The following is a 21151-nucleotide window of genomic DNA, read 5'->3' as shown; positions in this document are numbered from 1 at the left end:
TGCATGGTGGGCAAAATCTCGCGGTTGATCGGCAAGCTGACGGTAGGGCGCAAGCTGGCCCTGATCTACCTGCTGGACCTGTCGGCCGTCATCTTCATTTCCGGCATCCTGATCAACGAAAAATACCTGGCCATCGATTTCTCGCGCAAGGAAATGGCCGGCAACGAGTACATCGCCATGATCCGCGACGCGCTGCTGCCATTGAACCGCAGCGGCGCCGAACCCCGGGGCGCCGCCGCCGCATCGGACATCGCCCGCGCCGAAAGCGCCTACGGCGGCACCATGCGCAGCGGCGAACTGGCGGCCACCTTTGCCGCCCTGCTCAGGCAAGCGCATGACAACAAAGCGTCAACGCCAAATGAGGCCGTCGCGCCCTCGCCCGTGTTTGTCGCCGGGCGCGAACTGCTCACGCGCGTGGGCAACCAGTCGAACCTGATCCTCGACCCTGACCTTGACAGCTACTACACCATGTCGCTGGTGATCCTGCGCTTTCCCGAACTGCTCGAAGTGATCAACAGCATGCGCGAACTGGCCCTGAACCTGGCCACAGCCGAAGGCGCGCAGCGCCAGCGCATGCAAACCCAGTTCCTGATCCTCGAAGGGCGCATGGACGCCACCATGGGCGGCATCCGCAGCGACTACACGGAAGCGTTCGAAGCGAGCACGCCGCTGCTGCGGCGCCGCCTGCAAGGCTCGCGCGCGGCCTTGAGCGAGGCGATAGGCCGCTTCCGCGCCAGCACCCAGGCGCTGGCCGGGGCCGCGCCCTATCCGGCCGGCCGCCAGGACCTGCTGCTGCGCGATGCGGCGGCGCTGGCCAGCCTGCGGCTGGCCTGGCAGGACGCAGAAAGCGAGCTGCAGCGCCTGATCCAGCTGCGCATCGAGGGCTTTTTCACGCGCATGTGGCTGCACCTGGGCACGGCCGTGCTGCTGCTGGCGCTGATACTGGGCCTGGTGTTTTTCGTCGCGCGCCAGATCGCCCTGCCGATCCGCCGCCTGGCCCGCGTGGCGCAGGAGGTGCGCGAGACGGGCGACCATGGCCTGCGCGCCGACTGGCACAGCGCGGACGAAATCGGCCGCCTGGTGAAAGCCTTCAACACCATGCTGCAGCAGCTCGACTTCCAGCGCGTGGCGCAGCAGGAACTGGTGGCGCGCGCCAGCGCGGCCGACGCGCAGCGCCAGCTGGTCGACGCGATTCCGATCCCGCTGATGGTCACCTCGATCCCGCATCACCAGGTGCTGCACGCCAACCAGGCCGCCCATGCGTGGCAGCAGGGACTGGAACTGGACCCGTGGAGCCGCGGCATGGACGCGCAGGCGCGTTCGCGCTTTTTCCAGCGCCTGAGCGACCTGGGCGCCGTCGATGAATTCGAAGTGCTGTGGCACAGCGGCGGCGCGCCCACCTGGGCGCTGATTTCGGCGCGCCTGATCGACTACCAGGGCCAGCGCGCCGTGCTGTCGACCTTCACGCCGATCAACAAGATGAAGCAGATGGAGTCGCGCCTGGAACTGTGGGCCAAGGTGTTCGAGGCCTCGGCCGAAAGCCTGATCGTGATGGACGCGAACATGCGCATCATCACCGTCAACCAGGCGTTTCGCCGCCATGCGCTGTACGACATGGTCGACCTGATCGGCAAGCGCCCCGCCTTCTTGCTGGCGCCCGACAACAACCCGGCACAGCTGGCCAGCCTGCGCGACACGCTGGCGCGGCGCGGCTACTGGCAGGGTGAAATTTCGGTGCAGCGCAAGTCGCTGGAAAGCTATCCGGCCTGGCTGGTGATGAACGCGGTGCGCGACCTCGATGGCGTGACCACGCACTTTATCGCCAGCTCGCTCGACATCAGCGAGCGCAAGGCCAGCGAACGCCAGATCGAACACATGGCCCACCACGATGCGCTGACGGGGCTGGCCAACCGCCATGTATCGAACCTGCGCCTGGCCGCCGCCATCGCGCAGGCGCGCCGCAATGGCGGCAAGGTGGGCGTGCTGTTCATCGACCTGGACCGCTTCAAGAACGTCAACGACGCGCTGGGCCACCATGTCGGCGACGCGCTGCTGCAATCGGTGTCGGCGCGCCTGCTCGAACTGGTGCGCGATGGCGATACCGTCAGCCGTTTGGGCGGCGATGAATTCGTCGTCATCCTGAACGGCATCGACAATGTCGAGGCCATCGGCCGGCTGCTCGAAGCGCGTTTGATACCGGCCATGCGCGCGCCTCACCAGGTCGCCGGCAGCGAACTGTATGTCTCGTGCAGCGTGGGCGTGGCGGTGTACCCGGACCATGGCGACGACCTCGACACCCTGATGCGCCACGCCGACGCCGCCATGTACCAGGCCAAGAACGGTGGCCGCGACCACGCGCGCATGTTCTCGCAGCAGCTGCAGGACCAGCAGCTGCAGCAGTTGCATCTGGAGAGCGACCTGCGCCACGCCATCGAGCGCCAGCAACTGGTGCTGCACTACCAGCCGCGCATCGACGCCGTTGGCGGCCTGCTGCATGGCGTGGAAGGGCTGATCCGCTGGCACCATCCGCGGCGCGGCCTGATCGCACCCGACAGCTTTGTCCCGCTGGCCGAGGAGTCGGGCCTGATCGTGCCGATCGGCGCCTGGGTGATACGCGAAGCGTGCCGCCAGCATCTGGCGTGGCGCGCGGCGGGCGCCGGCGAGATCGCCATCTCGATCAACCTGTCGGCGATACAGCTGAAAAACGGCGCACTGGTGGCGAGCTTGCGCGAGGTGCTGGCCGAGTTTCCCGTGGCGCCAGGCCAGATCGAATTCGAGCTCACCGAATCGATCCTGATGGACAATGTGGACGACACCATCGCCACCCTGCGGCAGATCAAGGCGCTGGGCTTCGGCCTGTCGATCGACGATTTCGGCACCGGCTATTCCAGCCTGAACTACCTGTGCCGCTTCCCGCTCGACAAGCTGAAGATCGACATGAGTTTTGTACAGAACATCCACAGCTCGCCACAGAACCTGGCCGTGACCAAGGCCATCATCGGCCTCGGTCACACCCTGGGCCTGACGGTGACGGCCGAAGGCGTGGAAAGCGCGGCCGACGCCGACGTGCTGCGCCATGCCGGCTGCGACGAGTTGCAAGGCTATTATTTTTCCCGGCCGATGCCGCAGGCGCAGCTGCTGGCATGGCTGCAAGGCGTCGAGCAGCCCGTGCCGGCCTGAACCTGGCGCGTCCGCGCCCTCAGTTCGCGCCGGCCTCGGCGATGGCCTGCGCGGCCACCGCGCTGGCGCGCATCTCGGCGGCGAACATGGCGGTGGCGTGCGAGATGGCGCGCGTGGCGCGCGACAGGAAGAGCGACCAGTGGCGCTGGTCGACCAGCAGCATCTCGATGCAGAACCACACCTGGCCGCGCACCGCATGGCCCTTGACCAGCTTGATGCGGCGGTTGACTTCGTCGAGGGCGGCCAGCACGCGCTGCAACTCGTCGGACGTGTCGATCGACCAGACATTCGGCAGGATCAGCTTGGCGAACTGGGTGTCGTCTTCATCAAAGCACAGCACGTAGCCCATGCCCTCGAAGCGGAAGGCGATGTCGCCATCACTGTCGAGGCTGGCCTGGTAGCCTTCGGCTTGCAGGTGCTGCAGCAGGAATTCGGTAACCGGGGTTTTGCCTGGATTATGGCTGTCCATGGTGGATCCTTTCAGTGGGGATGCCGGCAACCGTGATGGTGCCGCTGCATACCCCTCATCAACGGGGCTGGCCGGCGGAAATGCAAAATTATTTTGACGATGCGTGAAATTTTCCTAAAAGCATCGATTTGGCGGCGGACTTGATCTGGCGCAAGGTCAATCGGTACGGCGATTCTATGCTGTCAGTTCCTCAGCACTTCCGGCGGAGAGCGGCATGGCCAGCAGGCAGCGAGTTCCTCAGCAGTTGTTCCAGCCCGACATCCCGGCGCGGCTGGACATGCGCACTTGCGCGCTGGTCGAGCATGCGCTGGCGCTGCAGCAAATGGCCGGCACCGGCGCGGCCGCCCTGTTCCTGCATTGCCACGACGTGCCATTGGCCACCGCACTGCGCGTGCTGACCACCGGGCCGCAGCGGCGCAAGGCGGCGCCACACCTGTTTGCCCGCCTGCGCCCGCGCGCGGGGGCCGGCGGCTACGCTAAGCTGGGCGCGGCGCTACCGGGACGCTGAGCTTTGCCGGCTGGCCGGAGCTGAAAGCCATTTTCGTGGAACGCTTGCGCCAGGGACCGGCGCCATATGCCGAAAAAGCCGGCGCGCTGGCCGGCAAGGGAGAAGAGCTCGTCAGTGAAGTGTTCGCGGTACAGCAACGCAACCTGGCCGCCACCGAAAGCGCCAGCCACGCGGCTGTTGGCGCGCGCCGGGCCCGCGGCGATCAGCGCCCTCGCGGCGGCGGCAAACCAGCTGCGCGCACTGGAGCGTATGCGCCTTAGTTCGCCACGACCTTGACCTGCTTGACGTCGACGGTCGACTCGCCAAAGGTTTCCTTGTCGAATTCGCCGGTCAGTTCCACCATCGTCGTGTGGTCGATCTTGACGCCTTGCGGAAAGTGCTTGGCGTCGATTTCCACCGTCATCTTGCCGCTGGCGTCGGTAAATTCATAGTCCTCGCCCCCCTTGTGGCTGGTCAGCTTGCCCTTGAGCTTGACGTATTGATCGTCCTTGGCCTTGGCCAGCACGTCCTTGGCCGTCATCAACGCCACGCTCGATGGACCGGCATAGCCGGCCGTAGTGGCTGGCGCCGTGTTCGACGGACCCGTATAGCCGCTCGGCTGGGCGATGGCAAAGGCGGAAGCGGCAAGCAGGGCGCTCATGCAGGAGATGGTCAGTACTTTTTTCATGGTCATTCCTCTTCGGTAGTGGTGGGGTTTGCCTGTCGCTGCAGGCATGCATGCATTACACCGAGCCCACATTAACCGTATCTTAAGGTGCGCGAACCGCTGGAAAATCCAGCGTCACGCCCAGGCCCCGGCCATCAAGGCCAGGACCGAAGGCCAGCGCGATGCCATGCAGGTCGGCAATGCGCCTGACGATGGACAAACCCAGCCCGCTGCCCGCTTGCTGCTGGCCCAGCACGCGGAAAAACCGTTCGCCGAGGCGCTGGCGGCTGGCCTGGTCCACCCCGGGGCCATTGTCGCGCACGCTGATGCGCGGCCGCCCCGCATGCTGCCGCGCCACGATCTCGATGCGGCTGCCATCGGGGCAGTAGCGCAGCGCATTGTCGAGCAGGTTGCGCAGCAGGATCTCCAGCATCGCAGGGTCGGCCTCGACCGATGCAAGCTCGCAGCGCACGGCCAGCGCCATGCCGCGTGCAGACGCCTCCTGCTCGCAGGCCGCCAGCAATGGTTCCAGCAGCGGCGCCAGCACCACCGCGTGCGTCGTCACCTGAGCACGCGCCAAAGGGTCCAGCCGCGCCAGGGTCAGCAGGCTGTCGACCAGGGCCGTGACGCGCGCGATATCGCGGCGCAGCTTCTGGAATGGCGCCACCAGTTCGGGATGCTGGCGCTGCAGCAATTGCACATGCATGTGCAGGCCGGCCAGCGGCGTGCGCAGTTCGTGGGCGGCGTCGGCCGTAAAGCGGCGTTCGGACTGCAGCGCCGTATCCAGCCTGCCCAGCACGCCGTTCAGGGCCTGCACGATGGGCAGCAGTTCGCGCGGCTGGCCGGCCAGTTCGACCTGCGCCAGGTCGTCCGGGCTTTTCGCGGCGATGGTTGCAGCAGTTGCGCGCAGCGGTTTGAGCACCCTGCCCGTCAGCAGCCAGCACACCAGCGCCAGCAGCACCAGGAAACCGGCGACCGGCAGCCACAGGTGCTCGGCCAGTTCCTCCAGGATATCGTAGCGCTTCTTGTAGCGCTGCCCCACCTGTACCTCGAACTGGCGCGCCGCGTCGCGCACCACGAAGACGCGCCAGCGGCGCTGCTCCACCTCGGGGTCGGCAAAGCCGTGGCTGTCGCCAAAATGGCGCACAAACGGTTGCGACGGCGCGCCGCTGGTGCGCTGCACCACCTTGCCGCCGACCACGATCTGGTACTGCATGTCGACCTTGCGCTCCGGTCCGCCCGCCGCTTTCGCGCGCGCCAGCAGGCCGCGCTGCTCCCAGTCGGTGGTGGCGGCCATCAGCATCTGCCCCGATTCTTCCAGCGCGTCGTCGAACACCTCATTGGTCTCATGCCAGGCAATCATGGTGACAATGCCCAGGCTGGCCAGCCACAGCACCGTGCTGGCGGCCACGATGGCGGCCAGCAGGCGGCGCCGCAGCGACCAGGGCTTGCCTTCAGACTTGAGTGTCATCGTTCTTCAGCCGATAGCCCAGGCCGCGCACCGTGACGATGCTGTCGGCGCCGAATTTCTTGCGCAGGTTGTGGATATACACTTCGATGGCGTTGCTTTCCACCTCGTCGCCCCAGCCATACAGCGCTTCCTCGATCTGCGCGCGCGCAACGATGCTGTTTTTCCTCAGCAGCAAGGCATGCAGTACATGGTATTCGCGCGCCGTCAGCGCCACCGGCTGGCCGTCCAGGCTGGCCTGCTTGGTCTCGATATTGAGGGCGATGCCGGCGTGCGCCAGCGCATTGCTGACCTGGCTGGCGCCGCGCCGCACGGCGGCCCGGATGCGCGCCGACATCTCTTCCAGCTCGAACGGTTTCACCAGGTAATCGTCGGCGCCCAGGTCCAGCCCCTCGACCCGGTCGGCCAGCGCATTGAAGGCGGTGATCAATATCACCGGCACGGCGTTGCCGCTGCCGCGCAACTGCGCCAGCAAGGCGTCGCCACTCATGCCGGGCAGGCCCCGGTCGAGCAGCACGCAGTCGTAATGATGGGTCATCAGCGCCGTCTGTGCGGAGTCGCCGCGCTCGACCCAGTCGACGGCGTGCTGGTCCAGGCGCAACCAGGCAAGGATGGTTTCACCCAAGGAAATATCGTCTTCGGCTAGCAGGATGCGCATGAAAGGATTCCAGAGAAATAGCAGGTGCCAGTATGGCTGGCCCAGTGTGGAGCGGCAAGATGAAGGCCATCTTAAGACGCGAAGCACCCATTGATGTTTTTAAATACTAAATACAACAAACGTTGCAATCCGGCGCCACGGCGTGCTGCTGATACCCGACGAAGTGATGTGCGGCATGGGCCGCACCGGCAGCCTGTTCGCCTGCGAGCAGGAAGGCGTCAGCGCCGGCCTGATCTGTATCGCCAGGGGCCTGGGCGCCGGCTACCAGCCGATCGGCGCCGTGATGGTGTCGCAAGCCATCCGCGACACCCTGCGCGCCGGCACCGGCTTCTTCCAGCACGGCCACACCTGTATCGGCCACGCCACCGCCTGCGCGGCAGCCCTGGCGGTGCGGCAGCAGATCGAACAGCGCGATTTATTGGCCAATGTGCGCGCCATGGGCAAGCTGTTGAAAGACAGATTGGTCCAGCGCTTCGGCGACCATCCGCATATCGGCGATATCCGCAGCCGTGGCCTGTCCATGCAGGCCGGCCTGATGTGCTACCCCATGGGCGGCACCATCGACGGCCAGCACGGCGACCATGGGCTGCTGGCGCCGCCGTACATCATCGACAGCAGCCATGTGGACGAGATCGTCGACAAGCTGGGCAGCGCCATCGACGGCAGCCTGGCCGGCTAGCCCGGCTTTGGCGGTCCTACCGCAGTAGCCTTGTATAGCAGTTCATCTTCATATTTTATCAATAGGAATTGACTTATTCTAAACAATCGTTTTAAATCAGTAAGTTACCAAAAATCAATTTACTGCACATCACGCCCTATGGAACTGCTCGATCCGGTGCAGCAAGCTGCACCACACGGCGACACGCTCAGCGCGCACTACGAAGTGCGCCGCCTGCTGGGTGAAGGCGGTTTTGGCCATGTGTACGAAGCGTGGGACGCCAAGCTGTGCCGCAGCGTGGCGCTCAAGCGCCTCAAGCAGCAGGCCGACATGCTGCATCCGGAAAAGCTGCTCAACGAGGCACGCCTGGCGGCGTCCCTGCGCCACGCCGCCTTCGTGCGCATTTTCTCGGTCGACGGCGACGGCAAGAGCCAGTCCATCGTGATGGAACTGGTCGAAGGCCAGACGCTGGGGCAAGTGATGCAAGCGGCGACCATGCCGCTCGACACCGCGCTCGACATCGCCTGCCAGATCGCCGACGCGATGGACGAAGCGCACGCCATGGACCTGGTGCATGGCGATTTGAAACCATCGAATTTGATGCTGGAAGCAAACGGCAAGGTGCGCATCCTGGACTTCGGCCTGGCGCGCCAGCTGGACCCGCAAGCGACCCAAACCACCGCTCTGTGCGACCTGCAGGGAACCATCGCCTACATGGCGCCCGAGCGCCTGACGGGCCGCCTGCCCGACATGCGCGGCGACATCTACGCGCTCGGCGCCATGCTGTACGAAATGCTGGCCGGCCAGCGCCCGTTCGCCCACCTGAACGGCCTGGCCCTGGCCGCCGCCCACATGCAATCGAACGCCGTCTGGCCCGCCATGCCGGCCTCGGTGCCGCCGGCCATAGCCGCCCTGGTGCGCTCGATGACGGCGCATGATCCGCTGGAGCGGCCGAGGACCATGCGCGATGTGCGCGAGGCGATTGCGGCGCAGCGCAGCGCATCAGGCACTTCGCCTTTGCCGTCAGCGCAGACTAAGTTGCCGCCGGAAACACCCTCCAGCGTCGCCATTCGCCTGCCGATTCCGCGCAAACGGACCTTGCAAATCTGTGCAAGCGTTGTATTGGTCGCTGTGGTGACGGCGTGGCAATGGCCAAATGTGGCCCCCGAAGTAAAGGCTCTTTTCACTGGCGAAAAAGCACCGGCACCGTATTCGGAGATGGCCAGCATGAAGGCCGGAACGGAGGCGTTGCGGGCGTTTGATCGCGACAGTAATCAAGAGCTGGCGATGAAACATTTCAGCACTATTCTTAAACACAATCCAGAGCATGCTGGCGCAAATGCGGGCTTGTCTCTGGTTTTCACCTCGCGCTATCTGGGCACAAACCGTGATGAAACATGGTTACAACGTGCTGACATCGCTGCGAAACAAGCATTAGCTTCAGATGATCAGCTAGCTCTCGCACATGTTGCGCAGGCTTGGGTGCTTGAGCACCATGGGAAACGTGCAGAAGCATTGCAAGAAATAACTATAGCACTGAACCTGAATCCAAATATCCCGATAGGAATGTATGGTAAAGCACGCTTGCTTATTCACGCACAAAAATTTGACTTGGCTCGGGATGTATTGGATAAAGCCATCGCACTTTATCCGAACGACACCCCTTTCGTTTCGATGTTGGGCAGGATGCACTATAACCTAGGCAATTACACCGAGGCTGAAAAGCACTTTCGAAAAGTGATACAGATGGCCCCGCAGGTGACTGCTGCGTATGCAGACATGAGTGCCACACTGGAACGCCTGGATCGTGGTGACGAAGCCCTGCAAGTTCTGCAACAAGGTTTGCAGATGCACCCTGATTGGGAATTATATACGAATCTAGGTACCGCTCTTTTTAATCGCGGCAACTATCTGGGAGCAGTACAGGCGTTTAAAAATGCCGTTTCGGAAAACAAAGGCAATCCCGGCAACTATCTGCTATGGGCGAATCTGGCCGACGCGCAACGCTGGGTTCCTGGACAAATTGAGTTGTCGAGCGGCTCTTACCGTCGCGCAATTACGCTGATTAAAGTCATGCTGCAACATTCACCGAACGATTCCAAGATCAATTCACGGCTGGCGCTGTATTCTGCCTATGCTGGCTTGCGGGATGATGCGATGAAGCACGTGGCACAAGCCGTACTGCTTGCGCCTACTTTACCCGACATCCATTTCAGGGCGGCCCTGACTTACGAATTGTTAGGCAAACGCAACGAAGCAATGGTGGCATTGAAGCAGGCGCTGGAGCGTGGCTACCCCATCAATCTGATCGAATCAGCACCCGATCTGTTGACACTACGGCGAGATGCTCGCTATCAGCAGTTACTCATTGACATAGAAAGAAATCAAAAAAAATGACGTACGAAAAACCTTGGATGAAATTAGCCGTCCATTTTGACGCAGATCAAATCACCAATCAGCTCGATTATGCATTTACGTCGTGCGACGGCAGCGCCGACCCGCGCCATGGTCCCTATATGGGCGGCGTGCATTTTCAGCAAGGACAACACGTCTATCTGGAAGTCAATTGCTGTGGTTCAAAGGCGGGTGGTTTCACGTCGTTTCAGATCGTCGATTGCTGCCTCGTCAGCGTGCCCCAACTGACACAAATTGGCCCCGGCATTCCCACACGCTACTCCCTGCCGTCGCCGTTCCTGCAGTCCGTAGGCGCTACATATCAATTTCCATTGGATTTCGAATCCCATTTATTGCCGCCAGATCCCGAGCTGCCAGAGCTACGCCGCGTCCGTCAAGAGTGGAAACACAATCTTGACGTCGGCCAAAGCAAGGGCCGCTGGGAACTTGCCTTCATCATGACTGTGCGTATTATTCGCGGCGAGCAGGATCTGCCGGAATTGCGCGTATTCAGTTTTGATCCTGAAGCGTCAGTCGGTGGGCGAGCAGAGACATAAGTGCATTCACTGCCACCCATTGACGAGTAGAAAACTATCCATGCACACTCCGAAACCACTTCCCGGTGTTCTCCTGCTCTGCCTGTGCATTACCGCCAGCACCGCGCACGCCCAGCTAGCTCCTGACGATGCGGTCACGCCTTACCGTCCCTCCGTGTCCAGCCCGGCACAACTGCCGGTACCAGGGCAACTGGAACTGGAACTGGGGGGCCTGCACACCAGGCTGGACGATGACCGACGGGCCAGCCTGCCCTACACCGTCAAGCTGGCCTTCAACGAGGCCTGGGGCGTGGTGATCGGGGGCGATGCTTTTGTTTCCGAGCGCAATGGTGGAGGCCAGCGCAACCGGGGACTGGGTGACACCACGATCGAGCTCAAGCACGCTTTCCTGGTCAGCCCGGCCACCGCCTTTGGCGTGGAACTGGGCGCCAAGGCGCCGACGGCGCGCAAGGTGATCGGCAGCGGCAAGGCGGACTACAGCGTCAATGGCATCTACAGTCAGGATATCGCCAGCGTGCACATGGACAGCAATCTGAACGTGACGCGCATGGGCGCCGTCGACGCGGGCGAAGGGCGCGTGCAGACAGGCGCGTCGGTGTCGTTGTCAATGCCGCTCGATGATCATTGGGGCGCCACGGGCGAACTGTCGGGAACGCGGCGCTCTGGCGCCGACAGCACAGCCCAGCTTCTTTTTGCCAGCACCTACAGCCCCAGCAAACGGCTGGCGATCGATTTCGGCTTTGCGCGCGGACTCAATCGCGCTTCGCCCAGGTGGTCGTTCTTCAGCGGCTTTGTGATGCCGCTGGCGCGCCTATGGTAGGGCGGGCGTCACCGGCGCCACCGGCATGGCCGCCATATTCAAGGCCAGCTGCTGCGCCTGCGCCACGATGCGGCCGACGTACCAGGCGGTAAACACCTCGGTTTCCAGCGGCCGCGCAAACCAGTAGCCCTGCGCTTCGTCGCAGCCGGCCTCGCGCAAAAAGGTCAATACGGCCTCGTTTTCCACGCCTTCGGCCACCACCCGGTGGCCCAGGTCCTGCGACAGCGAAATCATGGCTTTTACCAGGCCCTGCTGGCGCGGGTCGCTTTCCAGCTCCCGAATAAACGACTGGTCGATCTTGACCACGTCGGCCGGCATGCGCTGCAAATAGGACAGGCTGCTGTAGCCGGTGCCGAAGTCGTCGACCGCCAGATGCACGCCGCTGGCGGCGATCGCCTCGAGCGTTGCGTGCGCCTTGGCCGGCTGCTCCATGATGGCGCTTTCCGTGATTTCCAGCTCCAGGCAGTCGCGTGGCAGACCGCGCCGGTCGAGCGCCTCGCTCACGCGGCCGGCCAGGTCCGACTCCAACAGATTGGCGGCCGAGACATTGAGCGACAATTGCAGGGCCACGCCCGCCGCGCGCCAGGCCAGTTGCTGGTCCAGCGCTGTTTCCAGCACCCAGGCGGTGGTCGCCTGCGCCAGGCGCGAGCGCTCGATAAAGGGGATGAATTCGGCCGGGCCGATGGCCCCCAGGCTTGGGTGATTCCAGCGCAGCAGCGCTTCGGCGCCCACGCACAGGCCGCTGGTGATATCGATGCGCGGCTGGTACACCAGGCGCAACTGGTCGCCGCTGGCCAGGGCCAGCGCAAAGTCGCCCAGCAAGGTGAAGCGGCGGCGGTACAGCCGGTCTTCGTGCGCCGAATACACGGCCACGTGGACCGAGGCATCGATGGCGTCATGAACCGCGCTTTGTGCGCGGCGCAGCACGCTCAGGCAGTCGGCCTTGCCCACTTCGAACGGCGCCACGCCGACGGCCGGGGTGGCCACGAAACTGGTCTTGATGGCGGCGATGGCGCCGGCGATTTTCGCTTCGATCACCTGCAGGCAGGCGTCGAGCGTCACGCCAGGCTCGGCCAGCAATGCAAACTGGGTGGTGGCCACGTGGTACACCTTGCGTGCGCCGATCTCGTCGCCTATCCAGGCGGCGGCGTCGTTGACCAGCTCGTCCAGATAGACCGAATCCATGGCGCGCGCGGCATGCGCCAGCTGTTCCGGCGTCGCCAGGTTGATCAGGATGGCCAGGCGCCATTCGCCGCTGGGACGGTCTTTCTGCATGTCGTCGAAGTCTTCGATGAACTGGGTGCGGTTCGGCAAGCCGCTGACCGGATCGACGCGCCCCATCGCATGCAGCATCTCGATCTGCGCCATCACCATGCCAGCCAGGTCCTGCAGGCTGCCCAGCTCTTCGGCGGTGGTTGCGCGCGGCGTCTCGCCCAGCACGCACAAGGCGCCCAGGCAATGGCCGTCCTGCGTCACCAGCGGCGCGCCCGCGTAATAGCGGATGCCGCCGGCGGCCAGCGGACTATCGCAGTAATGCGCGTCGGCCAGCAGGTCGGGTATCACCAGCGCGTCCCGGCTGTCGGCCACTTCACCGCACGGCGCTTTCATGCGCGGAATGGTAGTGTGCTCGACGCCGACCCGCGACTTGAACCATTGCCGGTCGGAATCGGTCAGCGACACGGCGGCAATCGGCAAATTGAAAAAGCGCGCCGCCATGCGCGTGATGCGGTCAAACGCCTCGCTCGGCGGCGTGTCGAGCAGGTTGAGCTTGCGCAGCGCCTGCAGGCGGCGCGCTTCATTGATGTGGCAGGAAATGGTCATGGTCGGGTGTACTCACGGCTCGCCAGTCCAGCACACGCGCTTGCGCACCTGGCAGTTGACAACGTTTCACTCAATACAATACGAGTTCGGGGCGGGCTGGAAAAAAAATTAGATGACAGGCATCATACCTTAAAATTACACCAAAGTAATTTTCATTACTTAATTACAAGTATACCGCAGACTATCTGTTGTTTGTGCGGCATTCCAGGCGCGGCGCTGGCGACCAGTATCTTTCTCCAATCGGCGTCGGGAGCAGTCGGTAATGGTAAAGTGTAGCCTGCTGCGGCCAGTCCGATATTGCCATGAAGCGCCCCCTGCAGCAACGCGGCGCGCCTGTAGCGTCTGCCGCCAGAAAATTCCACAGAACAACGCTAAAAATTCAAAGACTTACCATGAACATGCAGTCCAATCAAGAGATCGCCAATATCGCCCGGAGCAAGCTCACGCCCATGATGCAACAATATATGGGCATCAAGGACCATCACCCGACGATGCTGGTGTTCTACCGCATGGGAGACTTTTACGAGCTGTTTTTCGAGGATGCGGAAAAAGCCGCGCGTCTGCTGGGCATCACGCTGACGGCGCGTGGCGCGGCCAGCGGCAATCCGATCAAGATGTGCGGCGTGCCGTTTCATTCGCTCGACGGCTACCTGGCCAAGCTGGTGAAACTGGGCGAGTCGGTGGCCATTTGCGAGCAGATTGGCGACCCGGCCACCAGCAAGGGACCGGTCGAGCGCAAGGTGATGCGCGTGGTCACGCCCGGCACGCTGACGGACGCCGACTTGCTGCCCGAAAAGGCCGAACGGCCACTGCTGGCCCTGTGCAGCATCACGCAGCGCAAGACGGTCACCACCGGCCTGGCCTGGCTGTCGCTGGCCAGCGGGGCCTTGAAACTGATGGAGTTTTCCGGCAGCAGCGAGACCGTGGCCTTGCGATTGCAGCAGGAACTGGAGCGCATCGTGCCGGCCGAGATTCTCAGCGGCGACCATGGCACGCTGTTTGACGACCATCCGACCACCCATGTGAACCGCGTGCCGGACTGGCATTTCGACGTGGCCGGCGGCCACAAGGCGCTGCTCGATCAATTGGGCGTGGCCACGCTCACCGGCTTTGGCGCCGATGGCCTGGGCGCCGCGTTCGGCGCGGCCGGCGCGCTGCTGCGCTATGCGCAGTCGACGCAAGGGCGCGGCCTGCAGCATGTGCGCTCCTTGATCACAGAAACGGAAAGCGAATTTATCGGCCTGGACGCCGCCACCCGGCGCAACCTGGAACTGACGGAAACCATCCGCGGGCAGGAGTCCCCTACCCTGTTCTCCCTGCTCGATCATTGCCGCACCGCCATGGGCTCGCGCATGCTGCGCCACTGGCTGCATCATGCGCGGCGCGAGCAGGGCGTGGCGCGCGCGCGCCACCAGGCGATTGCCGCGCTGATGCACAGCGAGGCGGCGGCGCCACTGGCTGCCACGCTGGCGCAGGTACCCGATATTGAACGCATCACCACGCGCATCGCGCTGCTGTCGGCGCGCCCGCGCGACCTGGCCGCGCTGCGCGACGGGCTGTTGCAGCTGCCGGCCCTGCGCGAACGCGTCACCCGTTGCTACGGCGACGAGCCGTGCGACGGCTTGCTGGCCGAGATCCACACGGCGCTGGCCACGCCAGAAACTTGCCTCGAGCTGCTGGTGCGTGCGGTGGCGCCGGAGCCGGCCGCCATGGTGCGCGACGGCGGCGTGTTTGCACGCGGCTTTGACGCCGAGCTCGACGAACTGCGCGCGCTGTCGGAAAACGCCGGCCAGTTCCTGGTCGACCTGGAAACGCGCGAACGCGCCCGCACCGGCATTGCCAACCTGCGCGTGGAATACAACAAGGTACATGGCTTTTATATTGAAGTCACGCACGGCCAGACCGACAAGGTGCCGGACGACTACCGCCGCCGCCAGACGCTGAAAAACGCCGAGCGCTATATCACGCCGGAACTGAAGGTGTTCGAGGACAAGGCCCTGTCGGCGCAGGACAAAGCCCTGGTGCGCGAAAAGCTGCTGTACGACATCTTGCTGGCCGACCTGGCGCCGCATATCGGCACCCTGCAAACCATCGCCCAGGGCCTGGCCCAGCTCGATACGCTCAATGCCCTGACCGAACACGCCCAGCAGCACAACTGGGCCGCGCCGCAGCTGGTGGGCGAGCCGTGCATCAATATCGTCGAAGGCCGCCACCCGGTGGTGGAAAAGCAGATCGAGCGTTTTATCGCCAACGACTGCCGCTTCGTCAACGAGCGCAGGTTATTGCTCATTACCGGTCCGAACATGGGCGGTAAATCAACCTTCATGCGCCAGGTGGCCCTGATCACCCTGCTTGCCTACGTGGGCAGCTATGTGCCGGCCGCCAGCGCCACCATCGGCCCGATCGACCGCATCTTCACGCGCATCGGCGCGACCGACGACCTGGCCGGCGGACGCTCGACCTTCATGGTGGAAATGACGGAATCGGCGGCGATCCTGAACGGCGCCACCGAACACTCGCTGGTGCTGATGGATGAAGTCGGCCGCGGCACCTCGACTTTTGACGGCCTGGCGCTGGCCTGGGCGATTGCGCGCCATCTGATCGATAGCAGCCGCAGCTTTACCCTGTTCGCGACGCACTATTTTGAACTGACGCAATTGCCCGACAGCCATCCAAGCGCGGCCAACGTGCACTTGTCGGCCGTCGAGCACAAGGACAGCATCGTCTTCCTGCACGCGGTGCAGCCGGGTCCGGCCTCGCAAAGCTATGGCCTGCAGGTGGCGCAACTGGCCGGCGTGCCGCAGCCGGTGATCAAGGCCGCGCGCAAGCATCTGGCGCGCCTCGAAGCGCAGGCGCTCGACACCACGCCGCAGCGCGACCTGTTTGCCGCGCCGGCGTCCGACCCGTACGCCGGGGAAGAAGAGGATGCGGCGCCGGTGGCCGCCCTCAGCGAAGCGCAGCAGGCCTTGCTGGACGCAATCGCCGAACTCGACCCTGATGCATTGACGCCGCGCGACGCGCTCGAGCAGCTGTATCAGTTGAAACGGCTGGCTGCCGCATGACCTTCAACAGTCGCATCGCAAGCCTGGCCCTGCTGGCGGCCAGCTGCCATTTGGCGCCGGCGCTGGCGCTGGCCAATGCTGGCAACCCCGGCTTCGAATTTGCCGTGCTCGGCCATTCGTTCCAGGCCGGGCCCGATGACGGCCCGTTGAAAAAAGCGATTGCCGGCGCCAGCGCCTTCGATGCCTCGTTCGTGGTGGCGACCGGCATCAAGGCCGCCAGCGAGTCGTGCACCGACAAGCTGTACGGCCAGCGCAGGGACTTGCTGGACGCCAGCACTTCGCCGCTGATCGTTTCATTGTCCGGCAGCGACTGGGCCGGCTGCCGCAATTCGCGCGGCCGGGTCAACGCCATCGAACGGCTGAACCGCCTGCGCGAAGTGTATTTTGCGGACAACCAGAGCCTGGGCCAGCGCAAGCTCACTGTGTCGCGGCTGTCGTCGACGGCGAAGTTTCGCAGCTATGCGGAAAATGCCCACTGGGAGGTGGGCGGCGTGCTGTTTGCCACCGTCAACCTGCCCGCCAATAACAACCATTTCCTGCCCGAAGCCGGCCGCAACAGCGAATTCGAAGACCGGCTGGTGGCCAACCGGTCCTGGCTGCAGCGCCTGTTCGCCATGGCGCAAAGCAAGAAGCTCGACGGCATCGTGCTGTTTTCCGACGGCGACGTCGGCGTGCTCGATGAAGAGGAAAGCTCGCTGCTGCCCAGCTTCAGCTCGAAGCAGGATGGCTTTGCCAGTCCGCGCAAGCAGATCCGCCTGCTCGCAAAAAAATTCGGCGGCAAGGTATTGCTGGTCGATACGCAGAAGGAAAGGGACAGCAAGGGCAAGGGAACACGTCAGGGGGATACCCCGGCGATCCACTGGAAAGACAATATCGGCCATGTCAGCATCGCCAGCGACTGGGTGGCGATTGCGGTGCGCACCGGCAAGACGCCGCTGTTTGAAGTGCGCGAGCGCGCCACCAGGCCTGCGGTGCCGCGCCGTTAAATCGGAAGTACTGCTTTACAACCAGCGTCACGACGCCTGAGCAAACCGTAGCGAGCGGCAGTGATTTGTGGCCGAGAAGCGCAACCGTACTTCAGTACGGTGAGCATCGCCGGCCGCAAAGCGCGCCGCGCAGCAGGTTTGATCAGGTGTTAGTGGATAGGGTGGGTGCGGAAATGATCGCCCTCGCCGCCTTCGTCATCACCGTCTTCGTCGTCATGGCCGTGACCATGCGCGCCGTGCACGTGGCCGTGGGCGATTTCTTCGTCGGTGGCAGCACGCACGTCGGCCACCGTCAGCGCAAAGCGCAGGGCGATGCCGGCCAGCGGATGATTGCCATCCAGCACGACCTTGTCGTCGGCGATATCGGTGACCGTGAAGATCATCGCTTCTTCGTCCGGCGAATCGCTTTCCGGCATGCCTTCGAACTGCATGCCCACTTCCAGCGGCTCAGGCAAGCGGTTGCGTGGCTCGACCTTGACCAGCGCCGGGTCGTATTCACCGAACGCATCATCCGGTTCGATCTGGATCGTGTTGGAATAGCCCACTTCCTTGCCGTCGAGTTCTTCTTCGATCTTCGGCAGGGTGTTTTCATAGTCACCGTGCAGATAGACCATCGGCTGGCGGCCGTCTTCGATCAGATTGTCTTGCGCGTCTGACAGTTTGTAGTTGACAGTCACGACCGTATTTTTGGCAATCTTCATTATGCTTCCTTTCATTGTATAAGCTGACAAATTATACCTTTCCCCCGCCAACGACAGGCGCATTCCTGCATTTCCGGTTGTTATAATGGGCGCATGAAAAAATTAACTCTCCTCGGCGACATCACGCCGGCGCAATTCCTGCGCGACTACTGGCATAAAAAACCATTGCTGATCCGCCAGGCCGTGCCTGGCTTCAAGCCCCTGCTGGACTTCAAGGCCCTGTCCGAACTGGCCAAGCTCGACCATGTCGAGTCGCGCCTGGTCAGCCAGGCCGACGGCCACTGGACCATGCAGCAAGGCCCATTGGCCAGCCTGCCCTCCTTGAAACAGAAACAATGGTCGCTGCTGGTGCAGGGCGCCAACCTGCACAGCGCCGATGCCGACGCCCTGCTGCGCCAGTTCCGTTTCCTGCCCGACGCGCGCCTGGACGACCTGATGGTCAGCTTTGCCACCGATGGCGGCGGTGTCGGCCCGCACTTCGATTCCTATGACGTATTTTTGCTGCAAGGCCAGGGCAAGCGCCACTGGCGCATCGGCGCGCAGCAGGACCTTAGCCTGATCGACGGGCTGCCGCTGAAAATCCTCAGCAACTTCACGCCCGACGAAGAATTCACGCTCGAACCGGGCGACATGCTGTACCTGCCGCCGCACTATGCGCACGACGGCGTGGCCATCGGCGACTGCCAGACCTATTCGATCGGTTTCCGCTCGCCGTCGTTCCAGGAACTGGGCGAAGCCTTCCTGCAGTTCATGGCCGATTCGATCGACCTGCCCGGCATCTACAGCGATCCCGAGCTGAAAGCAACCAGCAAGCCGGCGGAAATCCCGCGCGAGATGCTGTCGGTGATTACCGAAGAGATGAACAAGGTGCGCTTCACGGAAGAAGACGTCACCATTTTCCTTGGCGAACACCTGTCCGAACCGAAGCACAATGTGTTCTTCACGCCACTGTCCAAGCCGCTGACTGTGGGACGCTTCACACAAGCGGCACACAAGAACGGTGTTGTGTTGTCACGCAAGACGATGATGCTGTATCGTGGCAAGAATGTCTTCATCAATGGCGAGTCGTTTGCCATAGGCCGGGCCGATAAAACGGCGCTGGAGACGCTGGCCAATGACCGCGCCCTGAACGGCGCGGCCGTGGCCCAGGCTTCCGATGACGTGATGGAAGCGCTGTACACCTGGTATCAGGATGGCTGGCTCGAACTGGCCTGAATGAGGCGCAACGCAGCAAATGTGGTGGAACACAGGTAGGAGCAAAGACTCTGTGGCAGCGCAAAGAAAGATGAGGTTTTAATATCGTTTTGACGCGCTTTCGCAAAACTCTTACACTTGCTTGCAATTTGCCTTGGCAAATATTGCGATATCACAAAATAGTTGCGAATTTGCCTCTTGCTCCTATTGCGACGCACCAAAAATCGCTATAATATTCGGTTAGGAAGTTTCCGTTGTCTGGCAGGCACCACCTGGTACGAAAAGCCTTCGAAGACGACCTAACGAGCGATAATTACCGGTAATTATTCATCGCAACAATGTTGATTTATTTTTTGAAATAATTAAGGAAAACAAATGAAAAAATCCCTGCTGATCGCCTCCCTGATGGTTGTTGCTCTGGCTGCTTGCAGCAAAAAAGAAGAAGCTCCTGCACCAGCACCAGTAGTTGAAACCCCAGCACCAGCACCAGTAGTTGAAGCTGCTCCAGCACCAGCTGCTGACGCTGCTGCTTCGGCTGCTACCGACGCTGCTGCTGCCGCTTCGAGCGCTGCTTCGGCCGCTTCGGACGCTGCTGCTGCCGCTTCGGCTGCTGCATCGGCTGCTAAGTAATTTAGCACCCCGTAGTGAAAAGCCGGCCTTCGGGCCGGCTTTTTTACGCCTGCCGCTTTGTCATGACTGTCATGAGGCGCAAGTGCCGGGCGTAAAAAAGGCTGGCGCCGTTTCCGGGCCAGCCTTTTTGCTGCGCGGCAGGTTTGCACCCGCCGCCCTGCACTGCCTTATTTCAACTGGTCGTTGAGCAGGCCCAGGATCTTCTCGGCCACCGGCGACGTGTCCGGCTGGCCTTCGTTCGACAGGATGCTGACGGTGCTGGCCGACGCCGTGCCGCCCTTGACCAGCACGCGGTAGCGCTGCGCGCCCTTGTTCTTGTCGTCCGACGAGCCCCAGCTGAGCAGCTTGGAGAAGAAGCCGTCTTTTTTGACCGCATCGGGATCGATGTAGCGCACGAAATACGTGCCTTGCGTGCGGTCGCGGTCTTCGACGGTAAAGCCGACGCGGTCCAGCGCCAGGCCGACACGGCGCCAGGCGCGGTCGAAACCTTCATCGACTTCGATCGCGCGCTCGGCGCTGGCCGGCGTGCCGATCAACTTCGCATGCTGCGGTTGCACAATCGCCGAGTCGATCGCCGTCCTGGCTTGCGCCTCGTCGCCAGCGGCGCCCAGGCGCGTCATCAGGCGCGCCAGGAACTGCGCTTCCAGGCCAGGATCGTTAGGGCGCGCGGTCCAGGTGGTGCTTTCCTTGTCGCGGCCGGTAATCACCTCTTCCACGCCACGGTGGCTGATGTAGATCTCGGTCGAGCCATCGGCCAGGCGTTCCACGCGGGTACGGTACTTGTCTTTTTCGCCGCTCGAATACAGGCCGTCGAAGACCTTGCCGATGGTGCTGCGGATAATGTCTTGCGGGATCTTGGCGCGGTTTTCATTCCATTCGGTTTCCATGATGCCGGCCGTCGGCTGGTCGATGGCGATGGTAAAGCCCGAGTCTTCCCAGAATTGCTTGAGCTGCGGCCACAGCACTTCAGGCGACTGCTTGACCACCAGCCAGCGCTGGTTGCCCGCGCGCTCGACCCGCACCGAACCGGCCGTGACCGGCACCACGCCCACCACGCCATCGGCGCCCACCATGGTCGGCATGCCGGCGGTGGCGTTGCGCTGGGCGTTGTAGCCCGAAGCGGTGGCGACGCCGTTCCTGGAGTCAGGCAGGGAGTAGCGGTTATCTTGCTGCAATTGCGTGAGGTCGGGCGGCACATCGAGGGAACTGGCTTTCTTGACCGACTTGTAGTCGACCTTGCCGCCGCCGACTACCGAGCTGATCATGCCGCAGCCGGCGAGACTGGCCGCGACGGCGCCGATGACGAGGCCACGCATGGCGATGGTGGCTGGCGCCGGGGTGGTTTTCTTGCTATTAGTCATGTCGTTACTGGATAAGAAGCTAAGTGGCAGCTGAAATC

At 63.0% G+C, this 21151-nt stretch carries 17 protein-coding genes and 1 pseudogene; 11 read left to right on the top strand and 7 right to left on the bottom strand.

The window, feature by feature from the left end:
* Positions 1-3: 3 nt before the first annotated feature.
* The gene (locus tag ASR47_RS24490; RefSeq protein WP_065310411.1) at positions 4-3180 is read left to right on the top strand and encodes a bifunctional diguanylate cyclase/phosphodiesterase; all 3177 of its coding nucleotides are present in this window, start codon (positions 4-6) and stop codon (positions 3178-3180) included.
* 19 nt (positions 3181-3199) lie between these two features.
* Here the strand turns inward: ASR47_RS24490 and ASR47_RS24485 are convergent, their stop codons facing one another.
* Positions 3200-3649, bottom strand: a complete 450-nt coding sequence (locus ASR47_RS24485) for a hypothetical protein (protein ID WP_065310410.1) — start codon at positions 3647-3649, stop codon at positions 3200-3202.
* A 214-nt stretch (positions 3650-3863) separates the two neighbouring features.
* Between ASR47_RS24485 and ASR47_RS24480 the strand changes: the two genes are divergently transcribed.
* Entirely contained in the window at positions 3864-4157 is a 294-nt protein-coding gene (locus ASR47_RS24480) for a hypothetical protein (protein WP_150127962.1), read from the top strand.
* A 35-nt stretch (positions 4158-4192) separates the two neighbouring features.
* Complete coding sequence (locus ASR47_RS24475; RefSeq protein ID WP_065310408.1) at positions 4193-4417, top strand: hypothetical protein; 225 nt, start codon at positions 4193-4195, stop codon at positions 4415-4417.
* On the opposite strand, the gene ASR47_RS24470 is transcribed toward ASR47_RS24475, so the two are convergent.
* The 3 genes from ASR47_RS24470 to ASR47_RS24460 form a co-directional block, all read right to left on the bottom strand.
* On the bottom strand, positions 4414-4824 hold the full coding sequence (locus ASR47_RS24470; protein ID WP_082989178.1) for a YgiW/YdeI family stress tolerance OB fold protein: 411 nt from the start codon (positions 4822-4824) through the stop codon (positions 4414-4416). The genes ASR47_RS24475 and ASR47_RS24470 overlap by 4 nt on opposite strands.
* 82 nt (positions 4825-4906) lie before the next feature.
* Positions 4907-6274 carry an ATP-binding protein gene (locus ASR47_RS24465; RefSeq protein WP_065310407.1) on the bottom strand — a complete coding sequence of 456 codons (1368 nt, stop codon included), beginning with the start codon at positions 6272-6274 and terminating at the stop codon, positions 4907-4909.
* The gene (locus ASR47_RS24460; protein ID WP_065310406.1) at positions 6258-6929 is read right to left on the bottom strand and encodes a response regulator; all 672 of its coding nucleotides are present in this window, start codon (positions 6927-6929) and stop codon (positions 6258-6260) included. The genes ASR47_RS24465 and ASR47_RS24460 overlap by 17 nt, the downstream gene beginning before the upstream one ends.
* A 133-nt stretch (positions 6930-7062) precedes the next feature.
* On the opposite strand from ASR47_RS24460, the pseudogene ASR47_RS24455 reads away from it, so the two are divergent.
* The 4 genes and pseudogenes from ASR47_RS24455 to ASR47_RS24440 all read left to right on the top strand — a co-directional run.
* Positions 7063-7608, top strand: a pseudogene (locus ASR47_RS24455) (aminotransferase class III-fold pyridoxal phosphate-dependent enzyme); the annotation flags it as partial.
* A 138-nt stretch (positions 7609-7746) separates the two neighbouring features.
* Entirely contained in the window at positions 7747-9984 is a 2238-nt protein-coding gene (locus tag ASR47_RS24450) for a serine/threonine-protein kinase (protein ID WP_065310405.1), read from the top strand.
* Entirely contained in the window at positions 9981-10538 is a 558-nt protein-coding gene (locus ASR47_RS24445; RefSeq protein WP_065310404.1) for a hypothetical protein, read from the top strand. The genes ASR47_RS24450 and ASR47_RS24445 overlap by 4 nt, the downstream gene beginning before the upstream one ends.
* Before the next feature lie 40 nt (positions 10539-10578).
* A complete protein-coding gene (locus tag ASR47_RS24440; protein ID WP_150127960.1) occupies positions 10579-11358 on the top strand; it encodes a transporter in 780 nt (259 codons plus the stop codon).
* Here ASR47_RS24440 and ASR47_RS24435 read toward each other — a convergent pair.
* On the bottom strand, positions 11350-13179 hold the full coding sequence (locus tag ASR47_RS24435; protein WP_082989156.1) for a putative bifunctional diguanylate cyclase/phosphodiesterase: 1830 nt from the start codon (positions 13177-13179) through the stop codon (positions 11350-11352). The genes ASR47_RS24440 and ASR47_RS24435 overlap by 9 nt on opposite strands.
* A gap of 392 nt (positions 13180-13571) precedes the next feature.
* On the opposite strand from ASR47_RS24435, the gene mutS reads away from it, so the two are divergent.
* Both mutS and ASR47_RS24425 read left to right on the top strand, forming a co-directional pair.
* Positions 13572-16241, top strand: coding sequence for a DNA mismatch repair protein MutS (mutS, locus tag ASR47_RS24430; RefSeq protein WP_245714461.1), 2670 nt, complete (start codon positions 13572-13574; stop codon positions 16239-16241).
* Positions 16238-17227 carry a hypothetical protein gene (locus ASR47_RS24425; RefSeq protein WP_065310403.1) on the top strand — a complete coding sequence of 330 codons (990 nt, stop codon included), beginning with the start codon at positions 16238-16240 and terminating at the stop codon, positions 17225-17227. Before mutS ends, ASR47_RS24425 begins: the two co-directional genes overlap by 4 nt.
* A gap of 149 nt (positions 17228-17376) precedes the next feature.
* On the opposite strand, the gene ASR47_RS24420 is transcribed toward ASR47_RS24425, so the two are convergent.
* Positions 17377-17928, bottom strand: a complete 552-nt coding sequence (locus ASR47_RS24420) for an FKBP-type peptidyl-prolyl cis-trans isomerase (RefSeq protein WP_065310402.1) — start codon at positions 17926-17928, stop codon at positions 17377-17379.
* 93 nt (positions 17929-18021) lie between these two features.
* Here ASR47_RS24420 and ASR47_RS24415 point away from each other — a divergent pair, with 93 nt between their 5' ends.
* Positions 18022-19143, top strand: coding sequence for a cupin domain-containing protein (locus ASR47_RS24415; RefSeq protein WP_065310401.1), 1122 nt, complete (start codon positions 18022-18024; stop codon positions 19141-19143).
* Between the two features lie 354 nt (positions 19144-19497).
* The gene (locus ASR47_RS26710; RefSeq protein ID WP_082989155.1) at positions 19498-19752 is read left to right on the top strand and encodes a hypothetical protein; all 255 of its coding nucleotides are present in this window, start codon (positions 19498-19500) and stop codon (positions 19750-19752) included.
* A gap of 167 nt (positions 19753-19919) precedes the next feature.
* Here ASR47_RS26710 and bamC read toward each other — a convergent pair whose 3' ends face one another.
* Positions 19920-21113, bottom strand: coding sequence for an outer membrane protein assembly factor BamC (gene bamC / locus ASR47_RS24410; RefSeq protein ID WP_082989154.1), 1194 nt, complete (start codon positions 21111-21113; stop codon positions 19920-19922).
* Positions 21114-21151: the final 38 nt, after the last annotated feature.

Origin of the sequence: Janthinobacterium psychrotolerans (assembly GCF_001677885.1) — a bacterium.
GTDB lineage: Bacteria > Pseudomonadota > Gammaproteobacteria > Burkholderiales > Burkholderiaceae_D > Janthinobacterium > Janthinobacterium psychrotolerans.
The sequence above is the reverse complement of the archived record's forward strand: the minus strand, read 5'-3'. Positions and strand labels throughout refer to the sequence as shown.